General features: G+C 39.4%; 24 protein-coding genes and 4 pseudogenes. 15 read left to right on the plus strand and 13 right to left on the minus strand.

What is annotated here, in order from left to right; all coding sequences use genetic code 11:
• The first annotated feature begins 41 nt into the window (after positions 1-41).
• Together BK584_RS18665 and BK584_RS18670 are read left to right on the plus strand one after the other, a co-directional pair.
• Positions 42-560 (plus strand): annotated as a pseudogene (locus BK584_RS18665) (YfiT family bacillithiol transferase).
• A 150-nt stretch (positions 561-710) separates the two neighbouring features.
• On the plus strand, positions 711-1,619 hold the full coding sequence (locus tag BK584_RS18670; protein ID WP_078393981.1) for an EamA family transporter: 909 nt from the start codon (positions 711-713) through the stop codon (positions 1,617-1,619).
• On the opposite strand, the gene BK584_RS18675 is transcribed toward BK584_RS18670, so the two are convergent.
• The 4 genes from BK584_RS18675 to BK584_RS18690 are packed head-to-tail and all read right to left on the minus strand — an operon-like array spanning position 1,612 to position 3,906.
• Positions 1,612-2,232, minus strand: a complete 621-nt coding sequence (locus tag BK584_RS18675) for a serine hydrolase domain-containing protein (protein ID WP_078393982.1) — start codon at positions 2,230-2,232, stop codon at positions 1,612-1,614. The genes BK584_RS18670 and BK584_RS18675 overlap by 8 nt on opposite strands.
• The gene (locus tag BK584_RS18680; RefSeq protein ID WP_078393983.1) at positions 2,192-3,058 is read right to left on the minus strand and encodes a serine hydrolase domain-containing protein; all 867 of its coding nucleotides are present in this window, start codon (positions 3,056-3,058) and stop codon (positions 2,192-2,194) included. Before BK584_RS18680 ends, BK584_RS18675 begins: the two co-directional genes overlap by 41 nt.
• A 1-nt stretch (position 3,059) precedes the next feature.
• Positions 3,060-3,572, minus strand: coding sequence for a hypothetical protein (locus tag BK584_RS18685; protein WP_078393984.1), 513 nt, complete (start codon positions 3,570-3,572; stop codon positions 3,060-3,062).
• On the minus strand, positions 3,556-3,906 hold the full coding sequence (locus BK584_RS18690) for a PadR family transcriptional regulator (protein WP_078393985.1): 351 nt from the start codon (positions 3,904-3,906) through the stop codon (positions 3,556-3,558). The genes BK584_RS18685 and BK584_RS18690 overlap by 17 nt, the downstream gene beginning before the upstream one ends.
• Before the next feature lie 337 nt (positions 3,907-4,243).
• On the opposite strand from BK584_RS18690, the gene BK584_RS25135 reads away from it, so the two are divergent.
• Positions 4,244-4,522 (plus strand): NUDIX domain-containing protein, encoded by a 279-nt coding sequence (locus tag BK584_RS25135; protein WP_245808909.1) that lies wholly within the window; start codon positions 4,244-4,246, stop codon positions 4,520-4,522.
• 373 nt (positions 4,523-4,895) lie between these two features.
• On the opposite strand, the gene BK584_RS18700 is transcribed toward BK584_RS25135, so the two are convergent.
• From BK584_RS18700 to BK584_RS18715, 4 genes are read right to left on the minus strand one after another with little or no spacing between them, the layout of a single operon-like run.
• On the minus strand, positions 4,896-5,363 hold the full coding sequence (locus BK584_RS18700; RefSeq protein WP_078393986.1) for a thioesterase family protein: 468 nt from the start codon (positions 5,361-5,363) through the stop codon (positions 4,896-4,898).
• Complete coding sequence (locus BK584_RS18705) at positions 5,353-6,318, minus strand: 3-hydroxyacyl-CoA dehydrogenase NAD-binding domain-containing protein (RefSeq protein ID WP_078393987.1); 966 nt, start codon at positions 6,316-6,318, stop codon at positions 5,353-5,355. Before BK584_RS18705 ends, BK584_RS18700 begins: the two co-directional genes overlap by 11 nt.
• A 31-nt stretch (positions 6,319-6,349) precedes the next feature.
• Positions 6,350-7,234 carry a beta-keto acid cleavage family enzyme gene (locus tag BK584_RS18710; RefSeq protein WP_078393988.1) on the minus strand — a complete coding sequence of 295 codons (885 nt, stop codon included), beginning with the start codon at positions 7,232-7,234 and terminating at the stop codon, positions 6,350-6,352.
• Positions 7,224-7,814: a GbsR/MarR family transcriptional regulator gene (locus BK584_RS18715; RefSeq protein WP_078393989.1), complete on the minus strand. Its 591-nt coding sequence runs from the start codon at positions 7,812-7,814 to the stop codon at positions 7,224-7,226. Before BK584_RS18715 ends, BK584_RS18710 begins: the two co-directional genes overlap by 11 nt.
• 251 nt (positions 7,815-8,065) lie before the next feature.
• On the opposite strand from BK584_RS18715, the gene BK584_RS18720 reads away from it, so the two are divergent.
• From BK584_RS18720 to BK584_RS18735, 4 genes are read left to right on the plus strand one after another with little or no spacing between them, the layout of a single operon-like run.
• Positions 8,066-9,217, plus strand: a complete 1,152-nt coding sequence (locus BK584_RS18720; RefSeq protein ID WP_078393990.1) for a betaine/proline/choline family ABC transporter ATP-binding protein — start codon at positions 8,066-8,068, stop codon at positions 9,215-9,217.
• Positions 9,218-9,239: 22 nt separating this feature from the next.
• On the plus strand, positions 9,240-9,884 hold the full coding sequence (locus BK584_RS18725) for an ABC transporter permease (protein WP_169871529.1): 645 nt from the start codon (positions 9,240-9,242) through the stop codon (positions 9,882-9,884).
• A 17-nt stretch (positions 9,885-9,901) separates the two neighbouring features.
• Positions 9,902-10,825 carry an osmoprotectant ABC transporter substrate-binding protein gene (locus BK584_RS18730; protein ID WP_078393991.1) on the plus strand — a complete coding sequence of 308 codons (924 nt, stop codon included), beginning with the start codon at positions 9,902-9,904 and terminating at the stop codon, positions 10,823-10,825.
• Entirely contained in the window at positions 10,825-11,481 is a 657-nt protein-coding gene (locus BK584_RS18735; RefSeq protein ID WP_078393992.1) for an ABC transporter permease, read from the plus strand. Before BK584_RS18730 ends, BK584_RS18735 begins: the two co-directional genes overlap by 1 nt.
• Positions 11,482-11,592: 111 nt before the next feature.
• Here the strand turns inward: BK584_RS18735 and BK584_RS18740 are convergent.
• Positions 11,593-11,857, minus strand: a pseudogene (locus BK584_RS18740) (PadR family transcriptional regulator).
• Positions 11,858-12,082: 225 nt separating this feature from the next.
• Here BK584_RS18740 and gdhA point away from each other — a divergent pair.
• Together gdhA and BK584_RS18750 are read left to right on the plus strand one after the other, a co-directional pair.
• Positions 12,083-13,435 (plus strand): NADP-specific glutamate dehydrogenase, encoded by a 1,353-nt coding sequence (gdhA, locus tag BK584_RS18745; protein ID WP_078393993.1) that lies wholly within the window; start codon positions 12,083-12,085, stop codon positions 13,433-13,435.
• 468 nt (positions 13,436-13,903) lie between these two features.
• Positions 13,904-14,173 (plus strand): hypothetical protein, encoded by a 270-nt coding sequence (locus BK584_RS18750; protein WP_078395738.1) that lies wholly within the window; start codon positions 13,904-13,906, stop codon positions 14,171-14,173.
• A gap of 156 nt (positions 14,174-14,329) precedes the next feature.
• On the opposite strand, the gene BK584_RS18755 is transcribed toward BK584_RS18750, so the two are convergent.
• From BK584_RS18755 to BK584_RS18765, 4 genes and pseudogenes are all read right to left on the minus strand, one after another.
• The gene (locus tag BK584_RS18755; RefSeq protein WP_169871382.1) at positions 14,330-14,791 is read right to left on the minus strand and encodes an anti-sigma factor C-terminal domain-containing protein; all 462 of its coding nucleotides are present in this window, start codon (positions 14,789-14,791) and stop codon (positions 14,330-14,332) included.
• On the minus strand, positions 14,704-15,546 hold the full coding sequence (locus BK584_RS18760; protein ID WP_169871384.1) for a sigma factor regulator N-terminal domain-containing protein: 843 nt from the start codon (positions 15,544-15,546) through the stop codon (positions 14,704-14,706). The genes BK584_RS18755 and BK584_RS18760 overlap by 88 nt, the downstream gene beginning before the upstream one ends.
• A pseudogene (locus BK584_RS25620) lies at positions 15,536-15,643 on the minus strand (hypothetical protein); the annotation flags it as partial. The pseudogene BK584_RS25620 and the gene BK584_RS18760, both read right to left, overlap by 11 nt.
• Positions 15,644-15,841: 198 nt before the next feature.
• Positions 15,842-16,051 carry a sigma factor gene (locus tag BK584_RS18765; RefSeq protein ID WP_078393996.1) on the minus strand — a complete coding sequence of 70 codons (210 nt, stop codon included), beginning with the start codon at positions 16,049-16,051 and terminating at the stop codon, positions 15,842-15,844.
• A 140-nt stretch (positions 16,052-16,191) separates the two neighbouring features.
• Between BK584_RS18765 and BK584_RS18770 the strand changes: the two genes are divergently transcribed.
• From BK584_RS18770 to BK584_RS18795, 6 genes and pseudogenes are all read left to right on the plus strand, one after another.
• Positions 16,192-17,049 carry a GNAT family N-acetyltransferase gene (locus tag BK584_RS18770; RefSeq protein ID WP_169871388.1) on the plus strand — a complete coding sequence of 286 codons (858 nt, stop codon included), beginning with the start codon at positions 16,192-16,194 and terminating at the stop codon, positions 17,047-17,049.
• Between the two features lie 214 nt (positions 17,050-17,263).
• Positions 17,264-18,280, plus strand: coding sequence for a serine hydrolase domain-containing protein (locus tag BK584_RS18775; protein ID WP_245808910.1), 1,017 nt, complete (start codon positions 17,264-17,266; stop codon positions 18,278-18,280).
• A gap of 44 nt (positions 18,281-18,324) precedes the next feature.
• Entirely contained in the window at positions 18,325-18,579 is a 255-nt protein-coding gene (locus BK584_RS25625) for a histidine phosphatase family protein (RefSeq protein WP_078393998.1), read from the plus strand.
• A 395-nt stretch (positions 18,580-18,974) separates the two neighbouring features.
• Positions 18,975-20,306 carry a phenylacetate--CoA ligase family protein gene (locus BK584_RS18785; RefSeq protein ID WP_078393999.1) on the plus strand — a complete coding sequence of 444 codons (1,332 nt, stop codon included), beginning with the start codon at positions 18,975-18,977 and terminating at the stop codon, positions 20,304-20,306.
• A pseudogene (locus tag BK584_RS18790) lies at positions 20,306-20,711 on the plus strand (NAD(P)/FAD-dependent oxidoreductase); the annotation flags it as partial. The gene BK584_RS18785 and the pseudogene BK584_RS18790, both read left to right, overlap by 1 nt.
• A 143-nt stretch (positions 20,712-20,854) precedes the next feature.
• Positions 20,855-21,094 carry a ferredoxin gene (locus tag BK584_RS18795; protein WP_078394000.1) on the plus strand — a complete coding sequence of 80 codons (240 nt, stop codon included), beginning with the start codon at positions 20,855-20,857 and terminating at the stop codon, positions 21,092-21,094.
• The last annotated feature ends 11 nt before the right edge of the window (positions 21,095-21,105 follow it).

Raw genomic sequence — 21,105 nt, forward strand, 5'->3', positions numbered from 1 at the left:
AAGCTGGTATAAAGAATCAGAATGATAGGAGAGAGTGAAAAATAGAACATTTACGTTTCCCGATTGGCACGTTTGATTCGAACAAACAATTAACCGAAAACGAGGTACAAGAATGGATTGAATCGATTAAAACATTTCCCGCTCGCTTACGTGGGGTTGTTGAAAACATGCCAGAATCTTTATGCGATCAATCGTATCGTGAAGGGGGATGGACAGTTCGTCAGCTTGTCCACCATCTTGCAGATAGTCATATGCAGTCATTCAGTCGATTCAAGTTTGCTTTGAGCGAAGAGAGTCCGACAATTAAGCCATACTCTGAATAATTATGGACAGAATTACCTGATGCAAGTGCGCCAATCGAGCCATCCTTATGCATAATTGAAGGATTGCATGCAAGATGGGTATTTTTGCTGGAGTCCTTAACTGAGGCAGAGTTGAAAAGAGTTTTTCATCACCCAGATGATGGAGAAATTGTTCTTGAACGTAGTATAGGCAAGTATGCATGGCATGGCGACCATCATTTGGCTCACATTAAACTGATAGTAAAAGCTGGTTGCTAAAAAACATAAGATTCGATAAGATAAAAATAACATTATAGGAAATGTACGATCAAAATTATCTGTGGATCTTTTCAGAGCTTTGCTCTTTTTTCGCCACACTGGGCTATTTATGCCCGGTGTGGCTTTTTATTTGTAGAAAGGATGGTCGAAATGAAAAACAATTGGATGTATGCACTAATTGTCTTAGCTGGGGGCACGTGTTTTGGCATCTTATCCACGTTTGTCAAACTTGGATATGAAAATGGATTGAATTTAACTCAAATTGTAATGGCTCAATTTTTAGCGGGTATCTTGATACTAGGAGGGATGCTTGTTTTTTCTAAAAAACACCACCTTTCACTAAAGACATTACTTGCGTTATTTGCTTGTGGCGTCCCTACAGGACTTACTGGTGTTTTTTATTATCATTCGCTCCAAACGCTTGATGCGTCTCTTGCTGTCATTTTTTTATTTCAATTTGTCTGGATTGGTTCTCTTTATGAGTACCTTTTTTCTAGAAAAAAGCCGACTAAAAAACGTATTCTTTCCATTGCAATTTTAATTGGAGGATCTATTCTTGCGGCTGGTGTGCTGCAATCAACTGTTCAATTTAATTGGATTGGAGCAGCTTGGGCGATGCTTGGTGCATTTTGTTCAGCATTGTTTATGTATATGACTGGGACAATAGGGACAACTGTCCCAGTTGTCCAAAAAAGTTTTATCATTTCTATTGGAGGTTTTATAACATCTGGCCTTTTGTTGTTGCCAACTCTGAATAGTTTTTTTGCTGGGGGAATTCAACCGGCCTTAGTTGGAATCGGTTTGCTCATCGGTTTATTTGGTGTCGTACTTCCGCCGCTGCTTTTTTCTATTGGTATGCCTAAGGTCGGTTCTGGGCTTGGGGCTATTCTTTCAACAGCAGAACTACCTGTTGCACTCATCTTATCTATTTTCCTTTTGCACGAAACGGTGCGACCGTTACAATGGCTAGGGGTAGCCATTATCTTTACAGGTATTGCTATTGGAAATGTTGAATGGAAACAGGTTGGGATAATGTTAAAACAAAAACACGCTAATTAGCGTGTTTTTGTTGTTTTTTTAGGGCAATTACACCTGATAATAATCCATTTACTGCGAATAGACAAAGGAGCACGGTGCAAAGGAATGCAACGTCAGGGGCGAAGAGGCGAAACGTATGCCACGGAACACCAAGTAAGTGAGGTATGAATAAAGTTCCTACGATTGTTATAAGAAGCTGAATCCCAGCAAAAACAAACCAAGAGATTGGACGTTTGATTGAACCGTAACGAATTTTTAAAAACAGAAAAATAGAACTTATAATAGTGGACAAGACAACTACTGTGACTAGTACAGGTATGCTAGGCTTTAGTTGAGGGAAATCAGTGAGAGATTCGCCATTAAGAATTTGGATAATGCCCTGTTTTAAAAAGAATAGACCTTCTTCCTCAAGCGCATGGGTTTTGTTTGTTAAAATTGCGCCGCTCCATCCTGTTTCAGGCAGATAAAAAATTTCATTTTGAAAATGAGGTGTGGAGCCTGAATGCCAAATCATTTCTTCATTCGTCCCAATATTGGAAAAACGCAAACCGAAACCGTACGATTGGGTTTCATCTCTTGCAAAGAGAGGTTCCTTATACAGCTTTTGCACTAGTATGATCGATAAAGAAGTCATCATTATAACCACTTAACAAGCTTAAGTATGCCATCATGTCGTTTGCGCTCGCGGCAATATAGCCGTATGGAGCACCGCTATTGTCATACATGTCTGGTCCAGGGTATGCTTGCCCAAACCAAGACTCGTATCCAGAGGGGAGCGCGTTGCTATAAGCAGATTGTTTATCTGCTGCCGCATTGTCCATTGCAAGGGGCGTAAAGATACGTTCTTGCATAAAATTGCTATATGGTTGCCCAGCTATTTCTTCAATAAGTGCACCTAGAAGGATGTAATTGGCGTTGCTGTATTGATGAATTTCTCCTGGTGCAACAGTTAATTTAAGTGTGGAGACTTCGTGGGCCATTAAACGTATTGCCTCTTTATCGTTTAACCCTCGATCAGATAGCTTGTAGCCATCGTAACTTCCAAAACCACTTGTCTGACTAAGCAGATCACTAATTGTAATGGCATTTGCTTTTTTGTCTTCAAATGTAAGCCATGGTATTAAGGTGGTTACAGAATCATCTAAATCAAGAGCGCCATCATCAATAAGAACGGCAATAGCAAGCCCGGTTAAAGATTTGCTTATGGACCCTAATAGAAACGGAGTATCGAGTTCTACTGGTTTTTGTTCACCACCAGTCACCCCCCATGCATTCGCGTAAAAAAGACTGTCCTCTTTAAGTAGAGCAATAGAAACCCCAGGTATATTTCGTTCAGTCATAAAGCGCTCAACCAATTGAGTAATCTGCTCTTCTTTACTCAATTGTGCTGTAGCTATGTGTGGGAATAGAGGGAATAATAAAATATTTATTATGATAAAGGTGCGCAAGACTATTTTCATCTTAGGCACCTTGTACTTGCCGCTTTTTTAAAAGGAATAGAGAAAGAATAAAAACGATTAATGAGATAACTAAACTTGTTGAGGTTAAGGCTGCATTCCACCAGCTATTGTCTGAAATACGATATATAAGATTGTATTGGTATGAATTTAGGGGATTAAAGAATTCTGTTAAAGTAAATGCAAACAGCAATTGACAAGCTAAAAATGTGATCACTGAAGTAAGCGAGGTGATCAATATTGGCAGACTTGATGCTATTCTGGACTGCTGTAATTGGTTACCAGGACTGTGAAGATCAATGCCGCATGCTTCTAAATGTGATTTGGCAAATATCTCTGGTTCTTCTAAATTAGAGAATGAGTCTTCTCCATTGTCTCGATATTCTTCAAAATGAGAAATGAGTTGCTCATTCACTTCTCTTATTTGAATAGAATCAAGCTCATAGTGTTGGATTTCGGAATTGACCTTCTCAAGATAGGTTACTTCTTGCTTCGTTAAGTTATTTTTCATTTTCATTTACACCCTTCCACCCATTTTCAACTAATAACGAAGAAATATCATTTTGTAGTTCAAGCCACTCCTCAATTTTTTTATGTAGTCGTTCCTTCCCTTGCTCATTAATCTCATAATATACCCGGGCACGTCCGCTTTCTGTAAAGACTCGATCTGTTTCAACCCAACCTTGAGTTTTAAGCTTAGTCAGAATTGGATAAATACTTCCAATGCCTTTTAGTTCTAAATTATGTGTTTCCAATTCCTTCATCAGTTCATACCCGTAACTCTTTTGCTTTGCTAGAATCGCTAATACACACATTTCAAGATGACCTTTTATTAAACTTATTTTATCCATAAAATAAACTTATCAGGATTATATATTTAAATCAAGTATATATTTTATTTATTCCAATTCTTAGTAAGCATACAAAATATATAGAGAATGCAATAGTAGAACGGAATGGAAGGGAACTTAATAGCAGGAGCAAATATCTCTGGATTTAAGAAAGTAGCGGACGTTATGATTGCGCAAGGAGTCATTTAAAAAGAAGATCTCTTGGTTAGTAACGAAGGACGCAGAATTGAGGGAAAGCTCAAATCTAAAAACCTAATGTATATTTTAAAAATGAAATGGTGAATGGATAAAATCGATCATAAGATAAAAACAATTACTGTTCACTAGGAGGAGCAAGATGCAAATTTACGAAGATTGGAATGGTCACAATGTGAAACTAACATGGATGCCAAATCATGTTTTATCATCGGAGAAAGTCATTACAAGCGTCCATGGACTCTGTCTTTACCAAGGACTTGTTCTTCTCGTGAACATTAAAGGAAGGGGATTTAACTATCCAGGGGGGCACATTGAGGATGGAGAATCACCGATAGATGCTTTACATAGGGAAGTATATGAAGAAGGTTATGTAAAAGGAGAGGCTATATATATTGGTGCGATCGAGGTGAGTCATTAAAACAACTCTCTATATGAACCAGAAGGGAACTATCCATTCATTGGCTACCAAACCTTTTATCAATTGGAAGTAAAACAGCGGTTGCTGTTTTTGAAGGAGCACGAGTCAACAGCTCGCATTTGGATGGAACCTAATCTTGTTTCTTCTGTCATTAACGATCATGCACTTGCAAAAAGGATTGTAAGGGAGTTTTGTAGAGAAGCTAACTAAATCGGAGACAACCATAATGGCCCTGGTGGTGTCATGAGTATTAGCTTGAAATCTTCCTCTTGGTCAATTTTTAGTAGCAAAAATAAGGAATACAAAGAGTTATTAAACGAAGCGTATAGAGTCATGCTTAAGTAATTAAAAAATAAGTCCAGCTATTCTGGACTTATTTTTTGCGTATCCCCATTTGTTTATTTGCACTTACAGGCCAAGCCTCTTTAGGTATTATTGGAATTGATGCAATCGCTTTTTCAACAGTATTTGGGAAAGGGGCTGGTCGACCGCTTATCTGATCCATTCCCATGACCATTTGTTCACTTGTGGAAATCGTATCTCCGTTATTATTCTTCATTTCAAACCAAAGATGCATCCGTTTTTGGTCAAGATCAAGCAAGTGAACAAAAACGTACAAAGTTTGACCTTTTTGTGCTTCGGCTAAGTATTTGATATGAGCTTCGAGTGTGAAAATCGTGTAATTTTCTTGATTGCGACCTACTTCGTCCAAACCAATCGAATCAATTAACGCATCAAGACTTATGCTAAACGCTTCTGCGTAGGCAGCATCGTTCATGTGACCATTATAATCGACCCATCTCTCGAAAACTTCACCACTCCAAATAGGCTTATTTCTCATATGCAATCAACTTTTCCGATGGCCAGAAACCTTCTTCTTCTAGTAACTGCATGAGTTTGATTAAAAAGCGGTCACGACGGTTTTCCATCTCCTGAATAGAGGTTGTACCACTTTGAGCAGCGGTACCTTCAATCACTTTTTGACTTAATTCATCAGTGAGTTCAGGAGCAACTAACCGTGTCCAAGGCAGCTTTAATGCTGGTCCGAATTGTTCAAGCATATGCTTCATGCCTTCGCTACCCCCAGCGAGATGGAGTGTGAGGAAAGGACCCATTAGTGCCCAACGTAAACCTGGCCCATAAACAATGGCTTTATCAACTTCTTCTGTTGTAGCAATACCATCATTGACGATATGTAAGCTTTCGCGCCAGAGTGCTTCCATCAAACGGTCACCAATATGACCATCAATTTCTCCTGACATCATCAAGGGCTTCATATTCATAAGATCGTAAATGTCTCGCGCTTTCTCCATAAAGTTTATTTCTGTCTTTTCTCCCCCTGCAATCTCAACAAGTGGAATTAAATAAACTGGATTAAACGGATGGGCCACGATGACCCGTTCAGGATGATTTACGCAATTTTGTTGCAGTACAGTTGGTATATAGCCAGATGTACTTGAGGCAATAATTGCATCCGGTTTTGAAGCAGCATCGACCTGCGCAATAATCGTTTTTTTTAATTCTTCACGTTCAGGAACGTTTTCTTGAATCAAGTCTGCCTCTGCAACGGCTTCTTCTAATGTTGAAGCAAAATGAAGATTGCTTTTGGCTGCCTCTGTAGACATGCCGTATTGTTTAAGGGTTTCCCATGTTTCATCTAAAAAGGTGTTTGTTTTTGTCTCTGCTTCTGGTGCTGGGTCAAATGCGAGTACTTTATGGCCGTTTGCTAGAAAACGTGCAATCCAGCCATTTCCAATTACTCCAGTGCCGATAACGGCCATTGTTTTTTGTGACATTGTTCCACCTCTTTTATGATCGCTTTTTCTATTATTGTGTAAAGGTTTTGAGCTTCAATATCTCGCGTGCTTCTTGGGGAGACATTGGTTCGAGGTTAACGCTGTTTAAAACGTTGACTGCTTTATCGACTAATTGCTCATTTGTTCCTAGAACCCCTTTTTCAAGATATAGGTTATCTTCAAGCCCTACGCGAACATTACCTCCGAGCAAGGCTGCTTGAGCTACAATTGGTAATTGCATGCGACCAATTCCAAAAGCAGACCAGCTTCCATCTGTTGCAATTCGGTCACGCATATACGTAATTGTCTCTACATCAGCTGCAGCCCCCCAAGGGATACCTAGGCAGAATTGATACATTGGGTTCTCATCTATTAAGCCGTCTGCGATTAGTTGATTAGCTAAACGTAAGTGACCCGTATCAAAAACTTCCATTTCTGGTTTCACTCCACTTGCCCGAATTAATTTTGCATGTTCTCGTAACCATCCTTCGGGTCCGAGATAGACTTGTTCACCGAAATTTAAACTGCCACAGTCAAGCGTGCAAATTTCAGGAAGAAGCTTCCCGACTGGTTCATGCCGTTCTGCTGGTGTTTGGATATCTGTCCCTGGTCCACCGGAAGTTGGTGTCTCTAAGCTTGGTACAAAGTCACCGCCTCCACCCGCAGTAATATTAATAATGACATCTGTATTTGATTCACGAATTCGTGTAACTGTTTCACGAAACAGTTCAACATCATGGCTGAGCTTACCGGTTTTTGGATCGCGGACATGAATGTGAGCAATGGCCGCTCCAGCTTTAGCTGATTCAATCGCCGAATGAGCAATTTCTTTTGGTGTAACTGGGACATGCGGACTTTTATCGGCTGTATCTCCTGCACCGGTAACTGCTGCTGTAATAATTCGTTTATTCTTCATGTGTTTGTTTATCCTCCTTATGTGGATCTTCAATCGGTACTACATCAAAAATTTTGCCACTTTCAAAGAAATTAACTAATCGATTTATCCAATTGTAATAGGCTTTCCAGTCATCAAGTTCTTGGCAGAGTGTATGAAGCCTTTCTTTCACTTCTGGGCTCATGTCTTCAGAATCGAATTGCTCCAACTTTTGGACGCGATCTCGTAGACGTCTTTCTAATGTCGTATTGCGTCCGACAACTTCTTTCCAATTTGTTGTAAAAAGAGAAATGAACGTTTGTGTATAGTCGTTCTCTACAGCGTAATGTTCCTTACGGCTCCCTTTAACGAAAACTTTTTCCGCAATATTAAGTGTAATCATTTGGCGCATCACTTGACTCATACGTGTCTTACTCATACCTGTTTGTTCTGCGAGCTCATCAAGCGTCATTGCTTTTCGATTCATATAGATAATCCCGAGTAGTCTGCCAATAGTGGCGGAAACACCAAATGTATCCATGTTATCTGCAATGCGGTCGGCAATTTGATCTTCTGTTGTTTTGATTTCTTCTAGTAGTTTGTCATTTGATATAGAGCCCATTATAAGCCTCCCTAAAAATTCCTAGTTGTAACTTTATCACGACTTCAAAGAAAAGGAAAAAAACATATAAGGGATAAAGAGAGAGCAAAATGAAGGAATTGTAAGAATGAGTGGACTCACACTTTGTGCAATTTAAATTGTACAGAATGCACAAAGTGAATGGATTATATGGAGCTTTCGTTTTGTTTGAGCGGTTTATTATACTTAAAAAGTTATTTAGACGAGCGATAAAGCGAATGGGAGTGCTGAGGTTGTTAGAATTTAAACAAGTGACAAAGACATTTGAAGGCAGCGAAAAGCCTTCTGTAAACAATCTAAACTTAAAGATCGAGAAAGGTGAGTTTGTTGTTTTTATTGGACCGAGCGGGTGCGGGAAAACAACTACAATGAAAATGGTAAACCGACTTGTTGAACCAACTGAAGGTGAAATTTTAGTAAACGGGGTCAATGTTCTGGATCAAGATCCAGTGAAACTACGTCGTTCAATTGGGTATGTTATTCAGCAAATTGGTCTAATTCCCCACATGACTGTAGGAGAGAATATTTCTCTTGTCGGCTCCTTATTAAAATGGGACAAAGGAAAGCGGGAAGCGAGAGCGAGGGAGTTGATCAAGCTTGTAGATTTGCCAAAAGATTACCTTCGCCGGTATCCCCGTGAATTGAGTGGGGGGCAGCAACAACGCATAGGTGTACTTAGAGCGCTTGCGGTGGACCCGCCGCTTATATTAATGGACGAACCATTTGGAGCGCTTGATCCAATTACGCGTGATGGACTGCAGGAAGAGTTTAAAAAGTTACAAAAAGAAGTAGATAAGACGATCGTTTTTGTCACACATGACATGGATGAGGCGATTAAACTAGCTGATAAAATTGTCATTATGAACCAGGGTGAAATTGTACAAGTAGGTACGCCAGAAGATATTTTGCGTAATCCAGCAAATGAATTCGTTGAGGACTTCATAGGAAAGGATCGCCTTTTGCAAGGGCGCCCGGAAATTACAAGGGTAGAACAAATAATGAATCCAAAACCCATTACCATTACGGAAGAAAGTACGTTAAAAGAAGCGATTCAAAAGATGCGTGAAACACGGGTAGACTCATTGCTTGTTGTTGATGAAGCATTTCACTTGCGGGGATATGTAGATATTCAAATGATTGATTCAAACTATAAAAAACGTAATCAAGTATATGAAGTGATGGATACAGAAGAATACTCTGTTCATAAAGATAGCTTATTGCGTAATACGATGTATCGCATGCTCCGTAGAGGCAGTGCTTATGTTCCAGTCGTGAGTGAAAACAATAAGCTTGCTGGAATTGTCACACGTGCGAGTCTTGCGGATATGGTTTACGACACAATCTGGGGCGATAGCAGCAGTGAAGAGACTCCCGGCTGTACTTGATTAAGGAAGGTGGAAAACGATGGTGGATGCCGTGTTGAATACATTGTCTTCATATGGTTGGGACTTACTTGAGAAAACAGGGGAGCATATGTATATTTCTTTTGCTGCCGTTTTATTAGGTGTCATTGTTGCAGTTCCAGTTGGTATCATGCTTACGAGAATCCCGAATGCAGCAGATAAAATTATTTCGTTTGTTGGGATCTTGCAAACCGTTCCAAGTCTAGCGATTCTTGCTTTTTTAATGCCAATTTTAGGCGTCGGTACAACTCCAGCTATCATTGCTCTGTTTATCTACTCCGTTTTACCAATTTTAAGAAATACATATACTGGGGTAAAAGAAGTAGATTCAGGGCTTTTAGAGGCCGGCAGAGGGATGGGAATGAACAATTGGGAGACAATCCGGAAGATCGAACTACCAATTGCCTTGCCTGTCATCATGACAGGTATTCGTTTTGCGACCGTTTATCTTATTGGTTGGGCTACACTTGCCGCTTTTATTGGAGGCGGTGGCCTTGGTGATCTTATTTTTGACGGGTTGAATTTGTATCAGCCTGAATTGATCATTCTTGGTACAATACCTGCTACTATTTTAGCTTTAATTGCAAGTTGGTTACTTGGCAAATTAGAAAAAAAATTGACGCCTATAGCTTATAGAGAAACGGCCTGAAGGGAGAGAGCTGAACCATGAGAAAACAACTACTTTGTACAACTCTCGTATCAAGTCTTGTCCTTTCAGGGTGTGCACTTCCAGGGCTAAGCGGTCCGGCGGATAGCACAATTCGAATTGGTACGTTAGATACAGTAGAATCAGAAATTTGGGGTTATACAATTGCCCATATGATCGAACATTATACGGACTTAGAAGCCGAACTCATCACAAATCTTGGATCTACGATCGTGCAGCATCAGGCGATGATGCAAGAGGAAGTCGATATTACCGCTACACGATACACAGGGACGGATATCGCTGGAGTGCTCAATAAGGGAGGCGTCACGGATCCAGAAGAGGCAATGGAAATTGTACAACATGAGTTTAGAGAACAATTTAATCAAACTTGGGGTGACTCATACGGTTTTGAAAATAGTTATACCGTTTCTATTCCTGCCGAATTTGCAGAAGCAGAAGACATTATCCATGTAGATGATCTTGAGGCATTTGCAGATGAAATGAATTTTGGTGTAGACAATTCTTGGATAAACCGTCAAGGTGACGGATATCAAGCTTTTACAGAAACTCATTTTGCATTTGGAAATGTCTATCCAATGGCAATCGGACTTGTTTATGAAGCAGCAGCTACTGGTAATATGGATGCTGTGCTCGGTTATTCATCCGATGGAAGGGTCGCTGCGTATGATTTGAGGGTACTTGAGGATGATTTTTTTCCTCCTTATGATGCATCTCCGGTTATTCGGAACGAATTATTTGACGAACATCCAGAATTAGAAGAAGTGCTTGCACGTCTTGCGAATACAGTGACCACGGAACAAATGCAGGAAATGAATTACAAAGGCGATGTCGAGTTAGTGAGTCCTTCTGCAATTGCGGAAGAATTTCTTGAAGAAAATAGCTATTTTGAAGATGACGAACAAAATGAGGAGGGCGCATAATGGGGGTCTGGGAGCAATTTGTGACGTATGTGTCCCAAAATGGCTTTTACATTTGGGAAGAATTTTACCGCCACTTTTTAATGGCGGCATATGGTGTCTTGTTTGCTGCGATCGTTTCTATCCCAATTGGCATTCTCATTGCAAAGTACGGGAAGATGAGCGGTTGGGTACTAACTGTTGGAAGTATTATCCAAACGATACCTGTACTTGGTTTTATGGCGATGTTAATGGTCTCAATGGGTCTTGGCACAACAACGGTTATTACAACTGTATTTTTCTATTCGTTGTTGCCAATCATTCAAAATACGTATGTGGGGATAAAAGGGGTCGATCAAACCGTAATTGAGGCTGCATACGCTTCTGGAATGACGTGGCTACAACTTCTAACCAAAGTCGAAGTTCCTCTTGCTGTTAGCGTTATTATGGCGGGTATTCGTACGGCATTGGTTGTAGGAATTGGTATTGTTGCAATTGGTACATTTGTTGGCGCTGGTGGACTTGGTTCAATCATCGTTAGAGGAACAAACGCAACGGATGGAACTGCAATTATCTTAGCAGGGGCCGTGCCAACGGCATTTATGGCGATTATCGCAGATCTTGTGTTAGGAAGAGTTGAACGAAAGTTAAACCCAGCCAATAAAACAAGCTCTGCGTGAAGGAGAGAAGAACCCGATTTAAAGCGGGTTCTTTATTTGTTTTTGAGGGTGTAAAAGAATAGATACATTCCTTCCCATGTCGGATAGGGGTTTGTTTTTTGCGATGTTAATCTAGAGGTCAGCATTTTTAACTCTTTTCAAGCCGTTGTTGTTCAATAACGAAACGATATCCCTTTGCATTTCAAGCCACTCCTCAACTTTTTTCTGAAGGTGCACATGTCTATGTTCATTCATTTCGTAATAAACTCTTGCTCGAACGCTTTCAGTTAATACTCTTTCTGTGTTGACCCATCCTTGATTTTTAAGTTTTGTTAGAATGGGGTAAATGCTTCCTATGCCTTTTAGCTCTAAATGTTGGGCTTCCAGTTTCTTTCATTCATTCATAACCGTAGCTTTTTTCCTTAGACAGAATCGCTAACACACACATTTCAAGATATTCTTTAATTAAACTTGTTTTATCAATAATATAAAATTTTCATAAAAATAAAATTAAATCAAGTATATTGTTTTTTTGTCATGAATCAGGTTTACTTCTCTTAAGGTCGGAAAAGGAATGACCAGAATGTGATAGTAGAATATAGGGTGAGAGGAAGATTGTATAATGGAAGGTAAGGATGCAAAGAAGTATGTGAATGAAGTGATTGAAAAAGTCAGAGAACGAAATCCAAACGAACCGGAGTTTTATCAAGCTGTAGAAGAATTGGCAGAGTCCCTTATTCCTGTTTTTGAAAAGTATCCAGTATATATGGAGAATGCTATTCTGGAACGAATGGTTGAACCAGACCGTTTGATCATGTTCCGTGTTGCTTGGATTGATGATGAGGGGTGCCCGCAAGTCAACCGTGGCTATCGCGTTCAATTTAATAATGCAATTGGTCCATATAAAGGTGGGCTCCGGTTTGATCCTTCTGTAAATGCAAGCATTGTTAAATTCCTAGGGTTTGAGCAGATCTTTAAAAACTCTTTAACGGGTCAAGCAATTGGCGGTGGAAAAGGTGGCGCTGATTTTGATCCGAAAAACAGATCAGATATGGAGATCATGCGTTTTACGCAAAGTTTTATGAATGAATTGTCAAAATACATAGGACCAAATGTAGACGTTCCTGCTGGTGATATTGGTGTAGGCGGTCGAGAAATAGATTACATGGTTGGTCAATACAAACGGTTGCGTGGTGCTTTTGAGAAAGGTGCATTTACTGGAAAAGGCATCGATGTTGGTGGTAGTTTGATGCGGAAAGAATCAACAGGTTACGGGACTGTCTATTTTGCCCAACGAATGTTAGAAGATCTGGGCAAACAGTTTGAAGGACAAAGAGTAATTGTATCAGGAGCTGGAAAAGTATCGATTTACGCAATGGAAAAAGCTGTTGAGTTTGGTGCGAAAGTGGTTGCCTGCAGTGACTCTGGTGGTTATATATACGATGAAAATGGTCTTGATGTTGAGTTAATTAAACAATTAAAAGAAGTGGAACAAAAACGGATTTATGAATACATTGATAGCTATCCAAATGCACGCTATGAAGCCGAAAAGAGCATTTGGATGCTTCCTTGTGATATTGCGCTTCCATGCGCAACACAAAATGAACTTGATGAAGATGGAGCAAAGAAACTTGTCGAGAATGGTGTTTATGCCGTGGCTGAAGGAGCAAATATGCCTTGTTCCCATGATGCGATTGCTGTTTTTCAAAATAACAAAGTAGCATTTGGACCTGGCAAAGCAGCTAATGCAGGTGGGGTCGCTGTATCCGCTTTGGAAATGGCACAAAATAGTTCGAGAGTTTCCTGGTCATTTGAAGCAATTGATAACATGTTGCAAGAAATTATGTCTAATATTTATGACAAGAGTGTAGCTGCTGCAAAAGAATACGGTTCTGAAGGCAATTTAATAGCTGGAGCAAATATTGCTGGGTTTAAAAAAGTGGCCGATGTGATGATTGCCCAAGGTGTTATTTAGGCTAAAGCGATTGATTATCAGAACTTAGGTTAGAAGGATTTATATGAGGAAGGTGAAGCGTGGTAAATCCTAATGGATGCCTAGTCAATTAGAATTACCTCAAATCACTTAATAAAAAGCATAGCCTGTTTTTATGCAGGCTACGCTTTTTTTATTCTTCGCGTACTTTCATACGTGTGACAAAACAATCAAACATGATGCGAGCTGCCCTCGCTGTTGTCATGTCTTGGTGGTCATATAATAAATTTACCTCAGGTATATCAAACACATCAACGAGAGGATAGAATGCATCTAAGAAGGGGCTTTAAGGAATTGCGCCATAAATAGTCCTATTACCATGGTCTAAACAAATCGTCGCCCGCATAGTTTGTAAAAAAGCGGAAGTGAGTGATGGATTTGTCTGATGAAGTCATTGTACAAAAAGACGGTGAGCTAGCACCAACTAAACAGTTGCAAGTGAGTCGAACAATGAAATGGGTGTTTGGTAGTCTTGAAGCGATTTGGGGAATTCCGATTTTAGGTGGAGTGCTTATTCTTAGCTTGGCTTGGACACCACTAGCTATTATGCTTATTCTACATATTATTGGATTGGTTTTTGCCTCTAAGGAAAATCGAAGCAAAACAGGTCATATTCTAGGTATTCTAGCGTCATCAGTAGGCTGGATTTTTGGTGTGGGGATGGTACTGCACATTCTAGCAGCAATCTTTTTAATGATTGAAGCGGGCAAGAATAACTAGCTACATAGTAGGCGTGATAACTTAGTCTTTCATTTATGAGAGGCTTTTTTTAATGGAACCTAGTAACTCTTCAAATTAGTTTAAGGTCCTTGTACTAGTGCCTGTTCTGCTTTATCAAAGAGATAAAAGGCAGAATTGTAGCTCTGCCTTATCGTTCTAATAATAAATCGTTCCATTTGAAGATGGATGATACCAATTCCAAAGATCAACGTCACCTAACCTCACATAATGAACTTGTTCATTTTCTTGTAAGCGAAGTAGCTCTTTTGTTGGTCCAGTTACAACTACTCCGTAAGTGTGAACACCGTGTTCTTCCACATACATAAGCCGATCTGATAAACTCGTTTCTCGATCAATATCGTATAGATATCGCTTTGCTATTTTTTCATTTTCTGTAAGGTAACGCAAACCATCTATAAAGGCTTGTGCTCGTTTTTGACCGTCCCCACGCTCAAGAATCGAATTTGTATCTAATTGAGAAAAATCAAAAATATTTTGAGCATGGACTCCCCAAATGCCATTCACTGCGCTTAGGTATGGAGACTGGTTCTCATCGCCGTTCTGTTCTGTACCGGTTTCAACGGCGTACCAAGGAATATTGACATCATAATCTTCCAAAATCGTGTAGACATATCATCAATCTCATATAAATCGTCAAATGAAATAGCTAATTCAGCAACTGTTCCTTCTGGAAGGATCTCCAACGCTTCCCATACGTCCTTCATATCTGATCGGTATTTGTCTGAATCACTAGGGTAATTATCAATATAGTGAGGATGAAGAAAATAGAGTTGTACATTATACGTACTATCATGCCAATCCCGTTCTACATTCAATTGATTAAAAAATAACGTGCCATTAAATTTACCAATTGTTTTATACTCCTTTCCTATTTCTTTCTGAATTTCTGTATTTAAGTCCATTGTAAAAAAGAAGTTTGTTTGCTGATTAATCCCTTGTAGAAAAACGTTTGGCATTGTCATTTGTGTCGCAGTTTTGAGAACCTGTGCAGTTTTAGTACCGCGACCTCCATCTGGTCCGATTCCAAAGAAAAGTCCGGTGAAGATACCAGAAGCAATACTAATAATGATAAATAGGCAAAACATTGTAATGGCATTGCTCATCCGATTTTTCCATTTAGCTCTGAAAATGAGCTTTTTCTGTGCCTTTGAAGAAAGAGGAACGACATGTTCTGTTGCGTTCTTATAAGAAGCTGCTAGAAAGCTTTCGTTTTGATCTTCGATTGCAGAATCTAGTTTATAAGAACATTTAGGACAAGTTTTTAAATGTTCTTCAATATCTCTTTCCTCTAAAGATAAACAAATTACCTCTAAATAATCATTCCACTTCTTATTCACTTCATTACAATCCATGAAGCATTCCTCCATTTAAGTGTTGGATTTCTTTTCGAGCGCGGGAAATCATAATTTTTACTTGAGCAAGAGTTAATCCCAAAATATCTGCAATATCTTGATAAGAAAATTAATAATAGCTTTTTAATAATAAAGCTTGACGTTTTTTAAACCGCAGTGCGTTAACAGCTGTAATCCATATGTCCTTCGCTTCTTGATTGAGATATTCATCTTCAGCACTTTTTATATAATTAAGGATTCCTTTAGAGGTAAGTAGATCGTGATCAAATAAAACGAACCGTTTGTCTTTTCGTATTTAATCAATAAATGTATGGTACGCTACTTTAAACAACCAAGGTTTAATTGCTTCATCCTTATAACTATCCAAAAAAAAGTAGGCTCGGTAAAACGTTTCTTGCATAATGTCTTCAGCAAGGTTTATATTTTTGCACATGGAAAAAAGGTATTGATATAAGTCATCGGCATAAAGAATATAGATTTCTTCTAATGAGTGTTTTTTGTCCATCCGAGCCTCCTTCTATAAGAACAACGTATAAGTAGAAAAAAGTTACACAAATACTTAAAGCGTTCTCATTTTAAATAAAAAAAGATCGTTAAGCTCATTTAATTTTTATAGGACAACACAATAAAGGAGTCATGAATCAAATGAAGGAAAAGATTATTGAATTACAAACAAACGATATTTCGAGTATCGTCGCCTTATCAGAAACCGTAGGATGGGATTATGACAAACGAGAAGTTCGGACGGTATTAGAAGTCGGGACCGTTTATGTGATTAAAAATGGTGATTATGTTATCGCAAGCGCAGCACTAATCCCTTATGCGAATACAGGACTTGCTTCAATCGGCATGGTTATTGTTGCCCCAGCGTATAGAGGGCAAGGACTCGGCAGAATGGTGACTCAAGCATGTATTAATAAGGCTGACAATAAATTCACATTGCTTCTTGTTGCAACAGAGGATGGAAAAAAGCTTTATGAGAAGATGGATTTTGTAGAGTGGGGGGAGGTACATAAGTACGTAAGGTCAGAAACAGAGTATCAACGAGAAACAAATCTAGACGACCATGAATATAAATGGAGACCTTATCAGAAAGAAGATTTTAATCAACTGGTTCAATTAGATGAACAAGCCTTTGGTGCAAACAGGCGGCGCTTGATAATACAACGCTTGAATCAATGTAAAAAATGCACTGTACTTATTGACGAAAGAGAGTGCATAACAGCATATGGAATGGCTATAGAAACTCCAGCGAATACGATTATTGGTCCACTTGTTGCCCCGGATTCAGAAAAAGCGAAGAAACTTATTAATTTATTGCTAAGAGGCAATCAAGGTAATATTCGAATTGATATGCCTAAGCAGGATGACTTAATTAGCACTTATTTAATTGATCAAGGATTTAAACTGAGTGCGCAACCACCAATTATGGTTCGGGGCAATAAAGCAGGGATAAAAAGAAACGGACAATTGTATGCTCTTGCTGCACAGATTTTCGGATAATAAACGGCCGTGAATTAGTAGCTTGCTGCAGCATTAGTATGCAAAAAGGGACAGGTTTCAATGACTCGTATTTTTTCCTTGGAGTAGAAGCAGCATTGGTTATGCAAAGAATTGAGTTGCGATCATTAAGGTGCTTTCTTTATACAAAAAACAAGATAGGAATCTGAAGAGATGTGTCGAATGCTGACGGAGTAGGAAGAGGAGTTGAATATAGGTGAGAAAATCCTTTGATCAAGTCACAAAACATGTGGAAGCAACAGCTAAGAAAGTAGAGCAATCAGGTTCAGCACTGATTATTATGCACAATGGTGAAACGGTCTTGGAGAAGTATTGGGGGAGACACTCAAACAGTGAAAATGCAAGAAAGGTGCAAGCGAATACACGTTTTCATGTAGCCTCTGTGCGCAAGAGTTATATTGGTTTTGCCGTCGCTTATGCAGTATATAAAGGTTATATTTCTTCTATTAATGATCTAGTTATACGTTATTTGCCAGAGTGGAATCAACCCATAATGGAAGGGACAACCATTCGGCATCTACTTACGCATACACATGGATTAAGAGAACGGGAAGGGAACATCGCCCGGGATTTTCTCCCAGGAACGAGTTGGGCGTACCGAGGAGTAGGGATTGGGATGCTTGCTGAAATCGTAAAAAGAACGACTGGACAAACGGTTTCCGAAATTCTAGCTACACAAGTATTTATACCCCTTCATTATTACGAGTCTGGTTGGATAGGGAAAAAAGATGAAACACTTGTGGAGGTTATTCGGAAAGAAAACGATTCCGCGTGGACAGAAAGTTTGTCTACTGAAGGGGATCAAATGAATATGTATGTATCCGCAAGAGAACTAGCAAGATGGGGAGAACTTCATCGCACTAAAGGTTTTATCAATGGCAACCAGCATATTTCAAAAGAGATTTTTCAAATGACAACTTCTTTGCAAAGTCCGGATCTTGTTAATGGGGATTTACCGCAAAATGGTTTTCTATGGTTCGTGAAAGACAAGGAAGTAGCAAAATCGGAGATAGGTGCTTTAGTTCCGAGGGGTTCTTATCAAATTTTAGGGTATACCGGGGTAACGGTTTTAGTGATACCTGACTATCAACTTGTGACCGTTCGCGCTTTTAATAGCTTTGGATCACCTGAAGGGTTTGATTATTTGTCTGATGTTAGAGACTTTGGTGACGCGGTTGTAACAGCCTATAAAACGAATGATGTGCATGCTTAAAAAATGGGAGTAGAAGTGAATAGGTTTGTAGAGGGGGTTGAGTAATGCAAACGATACTTTATTTTATCAGGCATGCAGATTCAGACTTTGTTTTTGGAATGGAACGTGAGCGCACTCTGTCGATACAAGGGAAAAGGGATGCAAATCATCTCGTAACCTTATTGGAAAAAAGGAAAAGGAACCATTTTATTTCAAGTCCTTACGTGCGGGCTGTTCAAACCATTAATCCACTCGCGATAAAAACTAATTCAACGATTACTACATATGAAACCAGCACAAATTTTGCTTGCTCATTCTAAATTAGAAGATATGAGTTTAGAAGAAATGAAAGCACGATTAGCAGAAAGTTATGCAAAGCGACTTTATTAAGTAGGCAAAAACACAGGGAGCGTTATCTCTGTGTTTTTATTTGCTATTAATATTACGATAATGAAACGAATAGAATAAAATTGTTATTTAATTATAGAAGTTACAAGATAAAGAGAAAAGTTCTAAAACTTATCTATTATAAACGATACCCTCGAAATTTTCGTTTTAGTTAAGCCTGAACAGAATAATTTTTCTGATATTCTATAATTGACAGCGCTTTCATTAGGTGTTACTGTTTTTAATATAACAAGATAGTTAGTGTTCGTTTTATATTGTTATTAATAAGTGAAAAGAAAAATAAAATAATTAAAAGGGGATGTAGAGGATGTTTACTCCTGAAGTGGAAGCTGCGAGTAGAGAAGAGATAGAACAAATTCAACTCAAGCGGCTTCAACAGACAGTACAAATGGTATTTGAACAAGTGCCATTTTATTGCGACAAATTAAACGAACTGGAGATTGGTTCAAAGAGTATTCAGGAGAGAACAGACTTAAGCGAGCTACCCTTTACAACAAAAGAGAATTTGCGAGATCATTATCCATTTGGGTTGCTAGCTATTCCTAAGGAGGAATTAGCGAGAGTTCATGCATCTTCTGGAACGAGTGGAAAACCAACTGTTGTTGGTTACACGAAAAATGATTTGATTAACTGGGGAGAGATGGTTGCAAGAGCGATTGTTGCGGCAGGGGGAAAGAGCACAGATATGATCCATAATGCTTATGGGTACGGCCTATTTACAGGGGGGCTAGGTATCCATGGTGGAATCCAAGCACTTGGAGCAAGTGCTATCCCTATATCAAGTGGAAATACAGAGCGACAAATGATGTTGCTGCAAGACTTTCAACCAAATGGGATATGCGGTACCCCTTCTTACATGATTAGTTTAGGAGAAAAATTGGAATCAAAAGGAATTCATCCAAGTTCGATTGGGTTATCATATGGCATTTTCGGTGCTGAACCATGGTCTGAAACAATGCGAGCAAGACTTGAATCAATGTTTGGTATTAAAGCACTCGATATTTATGGACTTAGCGAGGTAATGGGACCTGGAGTATCATTTGAATGCCATGAAGCACAAGAGGGCTTACATATCGCTGAAGATCATTTTATGGTTGAGGTTATTGATCCAAAGACACTACAACCTCTGACAGAAGGTGAATTTGGAGAACTTGTATTTACGAGTCTAACAAAAGAAGCATTGCCGGTCATTCGTTATCGGACAGGGGATATCGCTGCGCTAACAACTGAAAAATGCAAATGTGGGCGGACGTCAGCACGTATGACCCGAGTAAAGGGCAGAACAGATGATATGTTAATTATTCGAGGCGTAAACGTTTTTCCTTCAGAGCTGGAGCGTGTGTTACTCGGTGTAAACGATTTGGTTCCACATTATCAGATCCATCGAATTAAGCAAGGAGCAATGGAGAGTGCGAGAGTACATGTCGAGTTGTGCGAACGTTTTTACAATGGCATTGGTTCAGACTTAGAACATGAAGCCGTGCAACAGCTAAAACGAACCATCTCTCAACAATTAAAATCGGCATGTCTCGTATCAGTTGATATTGTGTTGGAACAACCTGGGGCAATCCCCCGTTCAGAAGGAAAGGCTATCCGAGTCATTGACAGTAGAGATAAAGAGTGTGAAGGAGTGGTTTGATGAACAAAGAAGCCGTAGATATAACAATCATCGGCGGAGGTCCAGTTGGCTTATTCGCTGCATTTTATGCAGGTATGCGCGGAATGTCAATCAAGCTAATAGAAAGTTCGCCACAGCTGGGGGGTCAACTTAGCACGTTTTATCCGGAAAAGTACATATATGACGAAGGTGATGGCACAGGCGCTAGTAGATGGCTTAGTGGAACAGATGAATCCATTTCAGCCAACTGTTTGCTTGAATGAAGAAGTGCTTGAGGTTAATCGGATGGAATCTGGTGATTTTGAACTGATGACAAATGAAGCAATACATCGAACAAAAACAATTGTCATTACAGCGGGCAATGGCACTTTCCAACCGTGGAAGCTAAAACTTGAGGCGGAGGAAACGTTTAAAGGAAGGAATATTTAAGTGTTTATTGATCCAAAAGCAAGAGTACAACCGCCACACAGCACAAGCATTATGAGTGAGAAAGAGAAAATGCCTGTTTCATAAATATGAAAGAAAAGAGAGTTATGATTATGGATAAATGATTGGAGGAGGGCTTACGTATGGCGAAATATGTATGTGTTAATCAAGAAACATGCATCTCTTGCGGATCATGCGGAGCGATTGCGCCAGAGGTGTTTGATTATGATGATTCTGGCCTAGCTTATGTTCATCTTGATGGAAATGAAGGTCGCTCGGAAGTGCCAGAGGATCTTCATGATGATGTAGATGATGCTTGTGAAGAGTGTCCAACAGACTCAATCAAAACGTCAGACGAACCAATTCTTGTCCCGAAAGATTAACGATTAAAAGA

Source organism: Shouchella patagoniensis, from assembly GCF_002019705.1.
Taxonomy (GTDB): Bacteria; Bacillota; Bacilli; order Bacillales; family Bacillaceae_D; genus Shouchella; species Shouchella patagoniensis.

Coding starts and splice junctions, on each gene's coding strand:
- BK584_RS18670 (WP_078393981.1), top strand. CDS start 711: ATGAAAAACAATTGGATGTATGCACTAATTGTCTTAGCTGGGGGCACG.
- BK584_RS18675 (WP_078393982.1), bottom strand. CDS start 2,232: ATGACTTCTTTATCGATCATACTAGTGCAAAAGCTGTATAAGGAACCT.
- BK584_RS18680 (WP_078393983.1), bottom strand. CDS start 3,058: ATGAAAATAGTCTTGCGCACCTTTATCATAATAAATATTTTATTATTC.
- BK584_RS18685 (WP_078393984.1), bottom strand. CDS start 3,572: ATGAAAATGAAAAATAACTTAACGAAGCAAGAAGTAACCTATCTTGAG.
- BK584_RS18690 (WP_078393985.1), bottom strand. CDS start 3,906: ATGGATAAAATAAGTTTAATAAAAGGTCATCTTGAAATGTGTGTATTA.
- BK584_RS25135 (WP_245808909.1), top strand. CDS start 4,244: ATGCAAATTTACGAAGATTGGAATGGTCACAATGTGAAACTAACATGG.
- BK584_RS18700 (WP_078393986.1), bottom strand. CDS start 5,363: ATGAGAAATAAGCCTATTTGGAGTGGTGAAGTTTTCGAGAGATGGGTC.
- BK584_RS18705 (WP_078393987.1), bottom strand. CDS start 6,318: ATGTCACAAAAAACAATGGCCGTTATCGGCACTGGAGTAATTGGAAAT.
- BK584_RS18710 (WP_078393988.1), bottom strand. CDS start 7,234: ATGAAGAATAAACGAATTATTACAGCAGCAGTTACCGGTGCAGGAGAT.
- BK584_RS18715 (WP_078393989.1), bottom strand. CDS start 7,814: ATGGGCTCTATATCAAATGACAAACTACTAGAAGAAATCAAAACAACA.
- BK584_RS18730 (WP_078393991.1), top strand. CDS start 9,902: ATGAGAAAACAACTACTTTGTACAACTCTCGTATCAAGTCTTGTCCTT.
- BK584_RS18735 (WP_078393992.1), top strand. CDS start 10,825: ATGGGGGTCTGGGAGCAATTTGTGACGTATGTGTCCCAAAATGGCTTT.
- gdhA (WP_078393993.1), top strand. CDS start 12,083: ATGGAAGGTAAGGATGCAAAGAAGTATGTGAATGAAGTGATTGAAAAA.
- BK584_RS18750 (WP_078395738.1), top strand. CDS start 13,904: ATGAAATGGGTGTTTGGTAGTCTTGAAGCGATTTGGGGAATTCCGATT.
- BK584_RS18760 (WP_169871384.1), bottom strand. CDS start 15,546: ATGGATTGTAATGAAGTGAATAAGAAGTGGAATGATTATTTAGAGGTA.
- BK584_RS18765 (WP_078393996.1), bottom strand. CDS start 16,051: ATGGACAAAAAACACTCATTAGAAGAAATCTATATTCTTTATGCCGAT.
- BK584_RS18770 (WP_169871388.1), top strand. CDS start 16,192: ATGAAGGAAAAGATTATTGAATTACAAACAAACGATATTTCGAGTATC.
- BK584_RS25625 (WP_078393998.1), top strand. CDS start 18,325: ATGCAAACGATACTTTATTTTATCAGGCATGCAGATTCAGACTTTGTT.
- BK584_RS18785 (WP_078393999.1), top strand. CDS start 18,975: ATGTTTACTCCTGAAGTGGAAGCTGCGAGTAGAGAAGAGATAGAACAA.
- BK584_RS18795 (WP_078394000.1), top strand. CDS start 20,855: ATGGCGAAATATGTATGTGTTAATCAAGAAACATGCATCTCTTGCGGA.